Genomic DNA, 12,173 nt, shown 5'->3' on the forward strand with positions numbered 1-12,173 from the left:
TCGTCAAAATGGATTCTTTATTCGTTTTAACGTTACATTTTAGTCGGCGCTGAAATTCCCAATAAGCTTAGCGCATCCTTTAATACCGTCGATACGGAAAAAGCGAACGAGAGCTTCAATTGTTTCCATTCATCTTCAACCAAGATTTTCGTATGTGCATAATACTTATTGAATGCGCGTGATAACTGCAAGCTGAATTTCGCGATTTGTGATGGGTCGGCTTGTTCAAATGATTTTTGGACAATGATCGGATATTGCTCCAGCAGCTGGAGTACTGACCAAGCATATTCTCCTAAAGCTTCAAAATGGATGGCCTGCTCTTTATATTCACCTTTCTCAAGCAATGATGAAATTCGCGCAAATGTGTACTGTACATAAGGACCCGTTTCTCCCTCAAAATTCATCATTTGCTCTAATGAAAAATCAATATCGTTCATGCGGTGATTTTTTAAATCATTAAAGATTACCGCTCCGACACCAACCTGTTTTGCAACCAGTTCTTTCTGTTCAAGTGCCTGATTTTTTTCATCGATATTGCGCTTTGCAGTTTCGATTGCCTCTGCCAATACATCCGCAAGCAGCACGACTTTCCCTTTACGTGTCGACATTTTCTTACCGTCTTTTAACATCATGCCAAAGGCTACGTGCTGTAAGTCATTTGACCAATCGTACCCCATTTTCCCAATGACATTAAAGAGTTGTTTAAAATGCAGGGATTGTTCGTTTCCTACAACGTAAAATGTTTTCTTCGCATCATACTGCTTTTTACGATACAGTGCTGCTGCTAAATCACGCGTCGCATAAAGTGTCGCACCGTCCGTTTTCGTAATCAAGCAAGGCGGCATATCTTCCAATTCCACGACATAAGCACCTTCGGAAAGGGTAAGTAAGCCTTTTTCATTCAATTCCTCGACAACAACATCCATCTTGTCATTGTAAAACGCTTCGCCAGCATAGGTATCAAAACGGATGCCCAATAAATCATAAATCGTATCGAATTCTTTTAAAGACGCATCCCTGAACCATTTCCATAGTGCCAGTGCCTCCTCGTCTCCATCTTCAAGCGACTTGAAGCTAGCGCGTGCTTGGTCATTCAACGATTCATCCGTTTCAGCCATAGCATGGAACTTCACATAGATTTTCAATAATTCTTGAATCGGGGAAGCTTCGATTGCCTCTTTGTCTCCCCACAGCTTATACGCGACAATCAATTTGCCGAATTGCGTGCCCCAATCCCCTAAATGATTAATACGCACGGCATTGTAGCCATTTTTTTCAGCAATGTTAGCCAGTGCATTCCCTATGACCGTTGAGCGTAAGTGCCCCATGGAAAAAGGCTTGGCAATATTCGGGGATGAATAATCAATCACGACATTTTCCTGTACAGGCTGCTTCGAACCATACTGCTCCTTCTCACTTAATATGGTTTGCAGCACATTTTCCGTCACCATCTTTTGATTGACGAAGATATTCAGATAGCCACCCACTACGTTCACTTCGTGGATCAATTGACCGTTTAATTGCTCAGCTATTTCAGACGCAATAACTTGAGGTGATTTTCTAAATTTTTTTGCAAGTGTAAAGCACGGAAAGGCGACATCACCTAACTCCATTAATTTAGGCTTTTCCATTAATTTTTCTATTTCACTTGCTGGCAATTCATTGTTTAAAGCAGTTGAAATTAATGCTGCAATTGTTTTATTCATCGTCATTTCCCCTCCTAAAAAAACAAAAAAGCCCCCGTCTCTAAATAAGAGACGAGAGCATAGATTCCCGTGGTACCACTCTAGTTGCCACAAATCGTGACCACTTTCCATTGTTAACGAGGTGACTCCCCGATGTTCCCTACTAAACGTTTCAAGAAATTTCTCCAAAGTGCGCTTCATTCATCCGTCCTGCATTAGGCTCACACCGTCCCTAACTCGCTTTCCATTTCAAAATGAACTACTCTCTTTATCACAGAATTTTCAATATTATGATTTAATCCATCGTACACAATTTAAAAATACGTGTCAACACAGGATTTCAGATCCAACCGGTTATAAGCCTCAATATGACTAACCAGCCGGTAACTTCATTTTATCCTTGATGGTCGAAAAATATTTCCTTACGGTACCAATTGGGTTTCTTTGCTGATTAGATGGTTCATTTGTGGTTTGACCATCGGCTAACAGGCCTAACACTCCCATTTCCCGGGTATTATTGTTGGAAGACTCATCTGTAAGTTCGGGGGAGTATATACGCTCGCCATCCATTATTCTGCGAATCGAGCAGGCTAACTCTTCGCTCGGGCCATCCTTCAATAAATAACCACTTACATTAGCTTTTAACGCAAGTTGAAAATAACCAGTCCTTCGAAATGTCGTTAATATAATCACTTTGCATTCAAATGACTTTAAAGCTTCTGCTGCCTCAAGTCCGCTCATTACAGGCATCTCCATATCCATGATACAAACATCAGGCTGTAATTGGTTCACAAGAGTGATCGCTTCTTCTCCATTACTGGCTTGCCCGACAATTTCTATATCTTCTTCAAGATTGAGTAGAGAACTTATTGCCTCTAACAGCATTTGCTGATTCTCTGCAATGACAATTCGAATCATTTTAAGTTCTCTCCTTTATCGAGTCGCTTATATGAAGCAAAGACTCCCCCTAATCCAAGGATTATTAAGGGAGTCTGGAATGATTCATGAACGTTACAGTTCAGATTTCACTTGAGCGGAAACGCTTTTTTTCGTTAAATATTTTATGTCTTTGAAGCCAACAAAATTCTTGTTTTTCTCATCCCATAAACGGAAACGGAGTGAGCTCAAGCTTGTCGCAAGAGTAATCGTTGGAACGTTCTCTAATGGCTGCGTATTATTGTGCGCCATTTCCAATTTATAGTTAGGTACCCTTGGACTTAAATGGTGAACATGATGGTAACCGATATTACCAGTAAGGAACTGCATCAGTTTTGGAAGCTTATAAAAAGAACTTCCTTCCACTGCTGCCAATACATATTCCCACTCCTCATTTTCTTCAAAATAAGAGTCCTCAAATGTATGCTGGACGTAAAACAGCCAAATGCCCACTGAACCAGAAATCATGAAAATGGAACCTTGTACTAAAAGAAACGTCTGCCAACCTACTGCCAGGCAAAGTAATGCCACTAAAACAACGATTATTGCATTCGTCAAATAAGTATTCATTTTTTCCTTCTTTCTAGCACCTTTACGGTTAAATCTATTTTTAAGAAGGAAAACATAAATTGGACCTATTCCAAACATAACCAATGGATTGCGATAAAAACGATAGGCAAAACGAAGCTTAAGCGGTGCAGCCAAATATTCATCCACCGTAAGGGTCCAAATGTCTCCTGTACCCCGCTTATCTAAATTACCACTTGTTGCGTGATGCACAGAATGCTCGTGCCCCCATTGATCAAAAGGGAATAAAGTCAAAACACCCATGATTGTCCCGACTATCCTATTCGCACGGCGGTTTTTGAAAAATGAATGATGCGTACAATCATGAAAAATAATGAAAATTCTTGTCAGGAAGCCAGCAGCCAACACAGCTGGAATTAATGTTAACCAATAAGAAACGGAAAGACTTATATATGCTAGGTACCATAAAATGATGAACGGTCCCAATGTATTGATGATCTGCCATATACTTTCCTTTGTCGTTGATTGTTCAAAAGGAGCAATTTGTTTTCTCAAGTTTTTAGTGTTTTGTATAGTCATTAATCAATTGCACTTCCTTTTATTTGTCGTTATTTCATATTATAAAGAAATCAACCTTAAATTATTAGTACCAGGTGTCATGACTAGAAGATGACAAATGTCATGTACAAGTTTTTTTTAGCCTGCACATAAATGAAAAACCTTACCCAAAAACCAAAACGAGAATAGGCCAACCAGTGACAACTGGTTAACCTGTTCATAAGTATAGCATTTCAATATCGTTCTCCAATAAGGCTTGGCAACATTTTTTGACAATACAACAGTAAGTAAAATGATTTTAGAGAGATGTTTATTATCGACAAATGCTACTTATGATAGGCTTAGACTATAAGGATTTATCAGGTAAAAAACTGTAAAGGAGGATTGAAATGGATAAGGAAATCGAAAAAATAATTGTAAAATCATTTTTCACCAAAAGGCTCCAAGATAGAGTTCTGTTCGAATTGTCTTCAAACAAGAAACGCAAAGATGCCTTAAGTCGACTTTGTCATACTTACAGAACAACTCTTCGTGAAGAATATATCATTGAGATCCCAAAACCTAATTCAGATCCAGTAGATATAGCAAAGTTACTGAAACAGAATGGTGCTGAAGACTCTTGTTATGTAATATCCTGGGATAAAGATATTGATGGTAAGGAGCTCCCCTTATTAACCGCCTTAGAAAAAACCGTTGGGATGGGAATGCCGTCAATCATATCCTGTATCCCAAATAAACTCGCTTATTTTGAAGCTGAACAAGAAGTCCTTCCATCTCCAAGATTTTTACTTAAAAGAAAACAATAAATATTTGCATACACAAATAGTCCTATTTCTAGATGAAAAATCAACATTAACCTTTAGTCACTCCCCTTTTAAAAATAAATAAAGACCATAATCCGTTGAAATTGAAGCGTAACCCATTTGGCGTAACATGGCTGTGATATTGCCACGATGGTATGTTCCATGATTCACGACATGTGGCCCCAATTCGGCTACACATGTTTTCATTAGGCCGCCAGATGGGTTCTCAATTACGCTAAATGTAGGTCCTAATAGACAAGTCTATTAGGGATATAGAGTGAGATATGCTGTCGAAACAGGCGAAAACCACACAGTCAATATCTACAATGGGGATATCATTTCTAAGAAAAAAGATAAAGTCAATAAAATTAGCACGGCGAATACACAAACTAGTCGACTATTAAACCATCAATCTAAAAAAAAAGATTAGCTCATAGCTAATCTTTTTTTTTTAGGCTATGTTAAATTCTAATGTTGATATTTGACCATAAGAAAACCGCCTTGGTGAAAAGGCGGTTCATTGAGCTATCGTCCCCGTAGTTAAATAAATTAGTTGTGTCTGTTTTTATTGAGTGTCTTCGTCGCTTTTGTACTCCAAAAATTACCTAGCTGACAATCCAAAGTCTTACATATCCGTTAATCATTCATTTTTTGACTTTATATCTGGGGCATTTTTTAATGGCTTTTGAAGTGCGTCCACAATGGCTGCGATGATACTTGTTGCTAAAATACCCATTAGACATAATGATGTAGGACCCGCTGCATCATCACTACCTGTAACTTTAGCAAGCACCCTTAAGCTTACTATTCCTAACAAAATGAGGAAAATGACTGTAAAAGCACATTTCTTTATAATCTTCAAAGATTTAAGGGATAATTCAGAGAAAGCATTGTTCTTTTCGATGTAGGTTAATAGTTTATATGCTTGATACAACGCAACAGAAAACGCAATACAGAATCCGTATGCACATACTAAAAAGGGGATTAGGAAGTAAGCCGTTTCTGGATGTACCCTTGCATCTCTAACGGCTATCTCAGGCAACCAGATACACAAAGCAAGCACTGCAATTCCAGCCAGAAAAATAATTACCTTTAAGAAAGTGGTTGAACCTCGTTTAACATTCATTTAAAACACCTCACTTATTTAATGACAACATGATTTTAGCATACCGTTTATCGTTTTACAATAAATTTATATTGTTTTTATTTATATTGTTATTGAAATATCCTTCTAATTTTGACAAAAATAAAAAGCACTTCTCATTACAAAGAAATGCTCTTACTTTAAAATGTTAAATTTACAACTTGTTCAACAAAACTGCCCGTTAGCTTAACAAGAATAAGCAGAGAGCCGAAGTTTGGTATTCGTGTCGGTCACAGTAAATAGGCACGATTTGACCAACATAACAGCAGAATCGTAATCCTTTTTAGATTCCCCATTTCCTTCTATATAGGGCCTTTCCACAATGTACCTCTATTTTAAAGCTATTTACCATAGTAAACTAGTAAAGTTAAAATTGACGTAATTTAAGGGGAATAAAATAATAGTGAAAAAATTCTTTGGATGTCTTATTATGTTAAGCCTTCTTTGTATATGTCTCTGTCCTGCCAGTGGTGAAGCATCAAGTAAAACCCTTGACATAGGTTCCGTTAAGGAAGGCAATACGAAGGTTTTCAGTTCTCCTAAACTAGGTTCCACTATATTACAGACCTTAAAAAAGGGCGAGGAATTTCCCGTCATTTCTTCTGTCGCCGGGGATTCTGCGAAGCCTATTATACATACAGTAAAGACTGGAAACACCTTATGGAAAGTAGCAAATCAATATGGAGTTTCAGTAAGTGCGTTACAGAAAGAAAACAAGTTAACCTCTTCCGAAATTACTGTTGGCCAAAAATTGAAGATTCCTCAAAAATATAAGATCCATACGGTTGGATCAGGCGATACATTGTGGAAGATTTCTTCTAAATATAAGGTAGCCACAAGTGATTTGACTAAATTGAATAACTTACGTACAACTTCCCTTAAAGTTGGCCAAAAATTGAAGATTCCGGAATATTACTACCAGGTTCAATTGCTTGGAGGTAAAAAGGGATGGATAAAGAAATCCCATCTTCAAAAAAAAGCGCAAAACCGCATCGTCATGGGCTGGAAACATAATGGATCGAAAGAAAACTACACCCAACAACTTAAACACCCCAATTTAAATGTAGTATCTCCCCGTTCCTATACGCTGACGAATACCGGTAATTTCGTTTCCGTTTCTGTAGATACAAAATACGTTCAATACGCTCATAAACAAGGAAAACAAGTTTGGCAACTTATCGGTAATAAATTCGATCCTGTTTTAACTGGTTCTATACTAGGCAATACAAAAAAACGTCAGAAACTAGTTTCAGCTTTACGTGATTCACTTGTTCAAACTAAAAGTGATGGATTAAATGTAGATTTTGAAAACATCGATCCAAAAAATAAGAAAGACTTTGTACTTTTCATAGGCGAACTAAAAAAGGCCCTAAAACCCCATGGCATCAAACTATCTGTGGATGTCACCCGAGAAAATGACGATCCTTTTTGGTCAAAAAGTTTAGATAGGAAAGCACTTGGCAAAATAGCGGACTACATAATCATAATGGGGTATGACGAGCATTGGGGAGGTAGCCCAGTAGCCGGGTCCGTTTCCTCGTTACCTTGGATCAAAGAAGGAACTAAGCTTTTAATGAAAGAAGTACCAGCTCATAAGATTATATTGGCTGTCCCATTTTATACGAGAGAATGGGTAACCGATTTATCGACCAATAAAGTGAAAAGTCATGACCGTACCATGGCTGAGGTCAACAAAATCATTTCATCTCATGGACTTAAAAAGGTATGGGATAAAAAGACCTCACAAAATTATGTGGAGTATACTTCCAAAGGGAAAAAGCATCAAATATGGATAGAAGATAAAAAATCGGTGACCCTTCGTCTTGACTTGGTAAAACAAAATCATCTAGGCGGTGTAGCTGCTTGGTACATTGGAGCAGAAACTCCTGACATTTGGGATGTATATCATTTTAATAAATAGGTTAATAGAAAAATCATAAAGGTAAAAGGCCTCACATTGTGTGCGGCCTTTTCTGCATGACATCATTTTCAGTCGGTCTTGTCGTCTTAAGTGAATAGACCACCCCAATGAATATTAGTGAAATGCCCAAGATTTGAATCCTGTCAGGTTGAAATCCTGAAAGCAGAATATCCAAAAGGATGGCAACTGCCGGATCGACAAAAATCATGAAGGATACTACATTTGTGGGCAAATGACGGATACTATTAAAAAACAGAAGATACACGACGCCTGTATGGATGATGCCGGTAAGTATCGTATAAAACCATTCGGAAGATTTTAGCGTTGTGTATACTGAAAAATCGGCAAAAGGAATCAGTAATAGAAATCCAATGAACATTTGCAGAAAAGTGGTCGCATATACACTCGTCTTTGTAATGCTCTTTCCTAAAAGCATGGTTGCCGCATAGAAAAATGCAGCTATGATTCCATACATGATACCTTCCCATTCAGGAGATGATGATCGAAATCCATCTGTTCCCATAATGAATAATGTGCCAATGAAACATAATGAAATGGCCAGGATGGAGAATAAGGTCATTTTCTCCCTAAATATGAAGCTCCCTATGATGAGTACGATGATCGGGGCTAAATGATAGAGCGAAATGGCAATTGTCACGGATATCAGTTCAAATGATTTAAAGAGGAATATCCAGTTTAACAAGTTGGCCACGGCGCAGAATATGATGAGCATCACCTCTCTACCGTTCCATATTTCGTTCTTGAAATTCCCTGTAATCATCCAGGCTGCACATAAGAATATGGCAGCACAAATGCAGCGAACAAATACCAACTCCAGTGCTGGGAGTCCTGATAGTTCTGAAAAGAAACCGACAGAACCAAAGATTGTCATTGCTAAAGACAGTTGAATAAGTGCTATTTTATTCATTTAATTTCTCCTTATATAATAACCTATTATTTTACATTAATGTAACTAATACTATCACTTCTCGGGCATTCCGTCACGAGTGATGATATTCTCCCACATTTGCTCTGGAATCATCAATTTACACTTGCTATCGCGCGGCAAGGTTGTCATGATTTGTTCTTCCTTACCTTCCTTTATTTTGGCGGCCCAGTCCGGTTCCATCAGCAATTCCCTCCCCAGCGCGAAAAGCGGTATATTTTTCTCAAGCACACCATTTGCTTCTTCTGGAGTATTAATCGATCCGAGTGATATGAAACTGGTTCTGCCAGCAATGATATCGCGGATGATTTCCGTCCTTGTTAACCCCATGTTCAAGCCGCTTCTAGGCATGGACCAGACATTTTTAACGGAAAGATGTAAATAGGAAAGCTCTTGGCTGGCCAATTTATCCACCAATGCAGCTGTGTCATCCATTTTCATTCCGCCTTCTTCCGGTTCTTCGGGGGAGAAGCGATAGCCTATAATGAAATCTTTGTCTGCGTATAGATCACGTATCCGTTTCACTTCCGCGATGACGGCAAGTGGAAAATGCATTCTATTCTCCAAATTCCCGCCCCATTGATCTCTCCGCCTGTTAGAGTGGGGTGAGAAAAACTGCTGAAGGAGATATCCATTCGCACCATGGATTTCCACACCGTCGAATCCTGAACGAATGGCATGGCGGGTGGCTCTTCCAAAGTCTTGAATAGTGGAGATGATCTCCGTGTGACTCATTGGCCTTGGAATGTATTCCCCGCCCATTTCTTTATAAACGCTTGCAATGATTCCACTTGGACTAACCATACGTTCTCCGCCTGTACAGCTTGGAAGGCTCTCGCTTCCGCCATGATGAAGCTGGAGAATTGCTTTTGCACCTTTTGATTTGATTGTTTTTGAAAGCTGGGTGAGTCCAGCGATGCTTTGTTCATCATATACTTTCATTTGCCGGGGAAAGCTTGTAGCAACAGGGGATATGGCGGCCGCAGCAGTAATGAACATGGCAGGTCCATCTGCCCTTCTTTTATAGTAAGCTAGTTCCTGGTCAGAAACCAAGCCATCCTCTTGAGCAGAATAAGTGGTCATTGGCGCAACTACAATCCTGTTTTTAAGAACCGTTCCATTAGAAAGCGTGTACGGTGAAAAAATTTGGCTGTATTTCCGTTTCATCATTTTCCCATCACCCATTCGTATTTTATTTTTTCTAATTTTATTGTATTCTCGACCCTAACATAAGTAAAATGAATCTTTTTCATCACTTACATTAGAACTTCTCATGTATAATTCATTAGAAGAAAGGTGTGGGGCATTTGAATTTTTTTCAGTTGGAAGTCTTCTTACATGTTGTTGAACACGGAAGTTTCACGAAAGCGGGAGACCGGATCGGACTGACTCAATCAGGCGTGAGCCATAACATTACGGCCCTTGAAACGGAACTTGGTGTGACTTTATTAAAACGTGATCGAAAAGGAGTAACACTCACCACTGCTGGAGAACAGGTTATTCCACATATGCGGGCCATTGCTGCCAACCTTGCACATATCGAACAAAAGATTGCAGCTATGAATGGAATGGAAATCGGGAAGATAACGATTGGCAGTTTTCCAAGCTTCACTGCCAGATTCATACCGATACTATTCTCTATCTTTAATGAAAAATACCCTACTATTGAATTGCTGATTCATGAAGGAGGATATGATGAAATCTTAAAATGGATAGAAGAAGGAACAGTGGACATCGGCTTTGCAGCAAAACCAGTTAAGAATGTGGAATTCATCCATCTGCTAACAGATCCTTTATCAGCCGTCGTATACGAAGGCCATCCACTTTCAGGGAAAACCGGAATCAATCTTGAGGACTTCGCTGATGAACCATTCATCATGCTGCGATCCGGCTGTGAAACACTCATAGAGGATAGATTCCTTGATGCCAAAATAAAACCAAACATTTCATACGACATTAAAGACAATCAAACGGTGCTCTCAATGGTGGCAGGAAAATTAGGCATCTCAATTATGCCCAACTTGGCTATACCTGAAAAACCGGAACGTATAAAAAGCCTGCCCTTGACTCCGGAAATTTCCCGGGAGATCGGATTGGTCATGAAATCATCCAAAGACCTTTCACCAGCAGCAAAGGAATTTTCAAACGTCGTTCAAGATTATTTCCGAAAGTAGAAAAACATAATGAAGAAAAAAAAAGAATCCCCTTTCATGAAAAAGGGGATTCTTTTCGTGCAGTGATCATCCAAAGAATAGATCCAGCAGATTACTGCCTGCCGATGATTGCTTATTATAAAACTCCGAATAACCGCAATTCTTGCAATACACAACCGTAAATTGATTATTCTGGACATCGAACATTTTTGACAATCCTGTTCCTGTCATGGCTACGTCCTTCTTAGCAGCATCATTGCTTCCGCATTTCATGCATCCCTTTTCATTCATGATCCTTCATCTCCCAATTTATAAATAATAATGCCGATAAATACCGGAGCTTCCCAGCACCGTTCATAATTAAATATACGGATAACGTGATAAATGGTTTCGGAACTCATGCGAAAATATGTAAATTACATTGAATACTGTTTTTATTGGCTGCCTTTTTTATTTTTAGATTTTATGGTAGGCAAAGCATTATACACACTAATTGCAAAATAATAGAGTAAAATCATATGCAGAGCATCACTTATAGGAACGGGGGTATCATCAAGCTTAAAAATAGCAAATAATGCATATACCCCAACGAATATGATTGGATAAATGATGTAATGATAGCTGAAATTTTTAATGAACATATTCTTTATGCATCGCTTTCTTATTTACTTAAACGGCCAAATTGATTAATATGGAACACTCCTATAAAATCTTACTTTAAATTAGATTCTAATCATTCTTTTCGGTGAAAAAACATCAAATAACATCTGCATCATCTAATCGTATTTCTGCAACCTTTCCACCTTGAACACACCAAAATTCTAAAGTAATATGCCGTTTATGGTCAATGTAGCCGATAATGTCCGCTCCCTGTTCATAACTTTTATAATAATGATCTCCGTACTTCGAAAGAACTTCTGCTTTCTTACTCCCTAATTTAATCCCTTTGCTTGTTTGAAGGGAGCTTTCAAATGGAGCGTCGTCCGTACTTGAAATGATTAACCGCACAATTTTCCCTTTATCTTCGTCTGAATTTATAGAGGCCGTTTTTAACCCGCCTTTCCAATAATAATAATTATATGAATAGTTATTATCCTGATCGATGGGTTCTCCATATTCCCTAATAAATTGTGGACTCGATATGTTATCCATAACTTTATATCCCCCGATAGATTCATCAGACAAATCCGTTGATTTTGTCAATTTCTCAGAGAATGCCGAGTACACATAGAAACCTAATGTGGTTCCAATAATAATAAGTACAATTACTAACTTTCGTTTATAATGGGTTTTTCCCATCTCTAAATCTACTCCATCCATATCGGAAATAAAGTATTGGCAATACCGTTTTCCTTTTTGAACTTTAACCTAACTGAATTAGTCGATTCGCGCGTGAAGTCATTTTCGATTATCTTCCCTGTTGTAAAACTAAAAAGGAGGTACTAACTAGAAAACAGAACAGAACTGATTCCCATTATGAATCCTCCGCCTATCCCGAT

Annotated in this window: 12 protein-coding genes, 1 pseudogene and 1 other annotated feature; of the genes and pseudogenes, 3 read left to right on the top strand and 10 right to left on the bottom strand. The window is 38.4% G+C overall.

The genetic code is table 11. The features are described from left to right. Positions 1–32 precede the first annotated feature (32 nt). From argS to desA, 3 genes are all read right to left on the bottom strand, one after another. Complete coding sequence (gene argS, locus ABIE66_RS22815) at positions 33–1,712, bottom strand: arginine--tRNA ligase (RefSeq protein ID WP_370016400.1); 1,680 nt, start codon at positions 1,710–1,712, stop codon at positions 33–35. A gap of 38 nt (positions 1,713–1,750) precedes the next feature. Next, positions 1,751–1,969: a binding site (T-box leader), on the bottom strand. An 88-nt stretch (positions 1,970–2,057) separates the two neighbouring features. Then, on the bottom strand, positions 2,058–2,603 hold the full coding sequence (locus ABIE66_RS22820) for a response regulator (RefSeq protein WP_370016401.1): 546 nt from the start codon (positions 2,601–2,603) through the stop codon (positions 2,058–2,060). A 93-nt stretch (positions 2,604–2,696) separates the two neighbouring features. Beyond that, positions 2,697–3,728 carry a Delta(5) desaturase DesA gene (gene desA, locus ABIE66_RS22825; protein WP_370016402.1) on the bottom strand — a complete coding sequence of 344 codons (1,032 nt, stop codon included), beginning with the start codon at positions 3,726–3,728 and terminating at the stop codon, positions 2,697–2,699. A gap of 368 nt (positions 3,729–4,096) precedes the next feature. On the opposite strand from desA, the gene ABIE66_RS22830 reads away from it, so the two are divergent. Continuing rightward, positions 4,097–4,513 (top strand): hypothetical protein, encoded by a 417-nt coding sequence (locus ABIE66_RS22830; RefSeq protein WP_370016403.1) that lies wholly within the window; start codon positions 4,097–4,099, stop codon positions 4,511–4,513. Positions 4,514–4,570: 57 nt separating this feature from the next. On the opposite strand, the pseudogene ABIE66_RS22835 reads toward ABIE66_RS22830, so the two are convergent. Continuing rightward, a pseudogene (locus tag ABIE66_RS22835) lies at positions 4,571–4,741 on the bottom strand (DinB family protein); the annotation flags it as partial. Positions 4,742–5,150: 409 nt separating this feature from the next. Then, positions 5,151–5,636, bottom strand: a complete 486-nt coding sequence (locus ABIE66_RS22840; RefSeq protein WP_370016404.1) for a DUF2975 domain-containing protein — start codon at positions 5,634–5,636, stop codon at positions 5,151–5,153. A gap of 448 nt (positions 5,637–6,084) precedes the next feature. Between ABIE66_RS22840 and ABIE66_RS22845 the strand changes: the two genes are divergently transcribed. Then, positions 6,085–7,575 carry a LysM peptidoglycan-binding domain-containing protein gene (locus ABIE66_RS22845; protein ID WP_370016405.1) on the top strand — a complete coding sequence of 497 codons (1,491 nt, stop codon included), beginning with the start codon at positions 6,085–6,087 and terminating at the stop codon, positions 7,573–7,575. 31 nt (positions 7,576–7,606) lie between these two features. Here the strand turns inward: ABIE66_RS22845 and ABIE66_RS22850 are convergent, their stop codons facing one another. Continuing rightward, positions 7,607–8,503 (bottom strand): DMT family transporter, encoded by an 897-nt coding sequence (locus tag ABIE66_RS22850; RefSeq protein ID WP_370016406.1) that lies wholly within the window; start codon positions 8,501–8,503, stop codon positions 7,607–7,609. A 54-nt stretch (positions 8,504–8,557) separates the two neighbouring features. Further along, on the bottom strand, positions 8,558–9,691 hold the full coding sequence (locus ABIE66_RS22855; protein WP_370016407.1) for an NADH-dependent flavin oxidoreductase: 1,134 nt from the start codon (positions 9,689–9,691) through the stop codon (positions 8,558–8,560). 137 nt (positions 9,692–9,828) lie between these two features. Between ABIE66_RS22855 and ABIE66_RS22860 the strand changes: the two genes are divergently transcribed. Further along, on the top strand, positions 9,829–10,695 hold the full coding sequence (locus ABIE66_RS22860) for a LysR family transcriptional regulator (protein ID WP_370016408.1): 867 nt from the start codon (positions 9,829–9,831) through the stop codon (positions 10,693–10,695). Between the two features lie 66 nt (positions 10,696–10,761). On the opposite strand, the gene ABIE66_RS22865 is transcribed toward ABIE66_RS22860, so the two are convergent. The 3 genes from ABIE66_RS22865 to ABIE66_RS22875 all read right to left on the bottom strand — a co-directional run bounded on the left by ABIE66_RS22865 (position 10,762) and on the right by ABIE66_RS22875 (position 11,994). Beyond that, positions 10,762–10,965 carry a zinc ribbon domain-containing protein gene (locus tag ABIE66_RS22865; protein WP_098373407.1) on the bottom strand — a complete coding sequence of 68 codons (204 nt, stop codon included), beginning with the start codon at positions 10,963–10,965 and terminating at the stop codon, positions 10,762–10,764. Between the two features lie 143 nt (positions 10,966–11,108). Further along, positions 11,109–11,315, bottom strand: a complete 207-nt coding sequence (locus tag ABIE66_RS22870) for a hypothetical protein (RefSeq protein WP_370016409.1) — start codon at positions 11,313–11,315, stop codon at positions 11,109–11,111. Between the two features lie 115 nt (positions 11,316–11,430). Then, positions 11,431–11,994, bottom strand: a complete 564-nt coding sequence (locus tag ABIE66_RS22875) for a hypothetical protein (RefSeq protein WP_370016410.1) — start codon at positions 11,992–11,994, stop codon at positions 11,431–11,433. Positions 11,995–12,173: the final 179 nt, after the last annotated feature.

The sequence above is a fragment of the Peribacillus sp. B2I2 genome (genome assembly GCF_041261685.1).
In the GTDB taxonomy this organism is placed as follows: Bacteria; Bacillota; Bacilli; order Bacillales; family DSM-1321; genus Peribacillus.

Coding starts and splice junctions, on each gene's coding strand:
- argS (WP_370016400.1), bottom strand. CDS start 1,712: ATGACGATGAATAAAACAATTGCAGCATTAATTTCAACTGCTTTAAAC.
- ABIE66_RS22820 (WP_370016401.1), bottom strand. CDS start 2,603: ATGATTCGAATTGTCATTGCAGAGAATCAGCAAATGCTGTTAGAGGCA.
- desA (WP_370016402.1), bottom strand. CDS start 3,728: ATGACTATACAAAACACTAAAAACTTGAGAAAACAAATTGCTCCTTTT.
- ABIE66_RS22830 (WP_370016403.1), top strand. CDS start 4,097: ATGGATAAGGAAATCGAAAAAATAATTGTAAAATCATTTTTCACCAAA.
- ABIE66_RS22840 (WP_370016404.1), bottom strand. CDS start 5,636: ATGAATGTTAAACGAGGTTCAACCACTTTCTTAAAGGTAATTATTTTT.
- ABIE66_RS22845 (WP_370016405.1), top strand. CDS start 6,085: ATGTTAAGCCTTCTTTGTATATGTCTCTGTCCTGCCAGTGGTGAAGCA.
- ABIE66_RS22850 (WP_370016406.1), bottom strand. CDS start 8,503: ATGAATAAAATAGCACTTATTCAACTGTCTTTAGCAATGACAATCTTT.
- ABIE66_RS22855 (WP_370016407.1), bottom strand. CDS start 9,691: ATGATGAAACGGAAATACAGCCAAATTTTTTCACCGTACACGCTTTCT.
- ABIE66_RS22865 (WP_098373407.1), bottom strand. CDS start 10,965: ATGAATGAAAAGGGATGCATGAAATGCGGAAGCAATGATGCTGCTAAG.
- ABIE66_RS22870 (WP_370016409.1), bottom strand. CDS start 11,315: ATGTTCATTAAAAATTTCAGCTATCATTACATCATTTATCCAATCATA.
- ABIE66_RS22875 (WP_370016410.1), bottom strand. CDS start 11,994: ATGGATGGAGTAGATTTAGAGATGGGAAAAACCCATTATAAACGAAAG.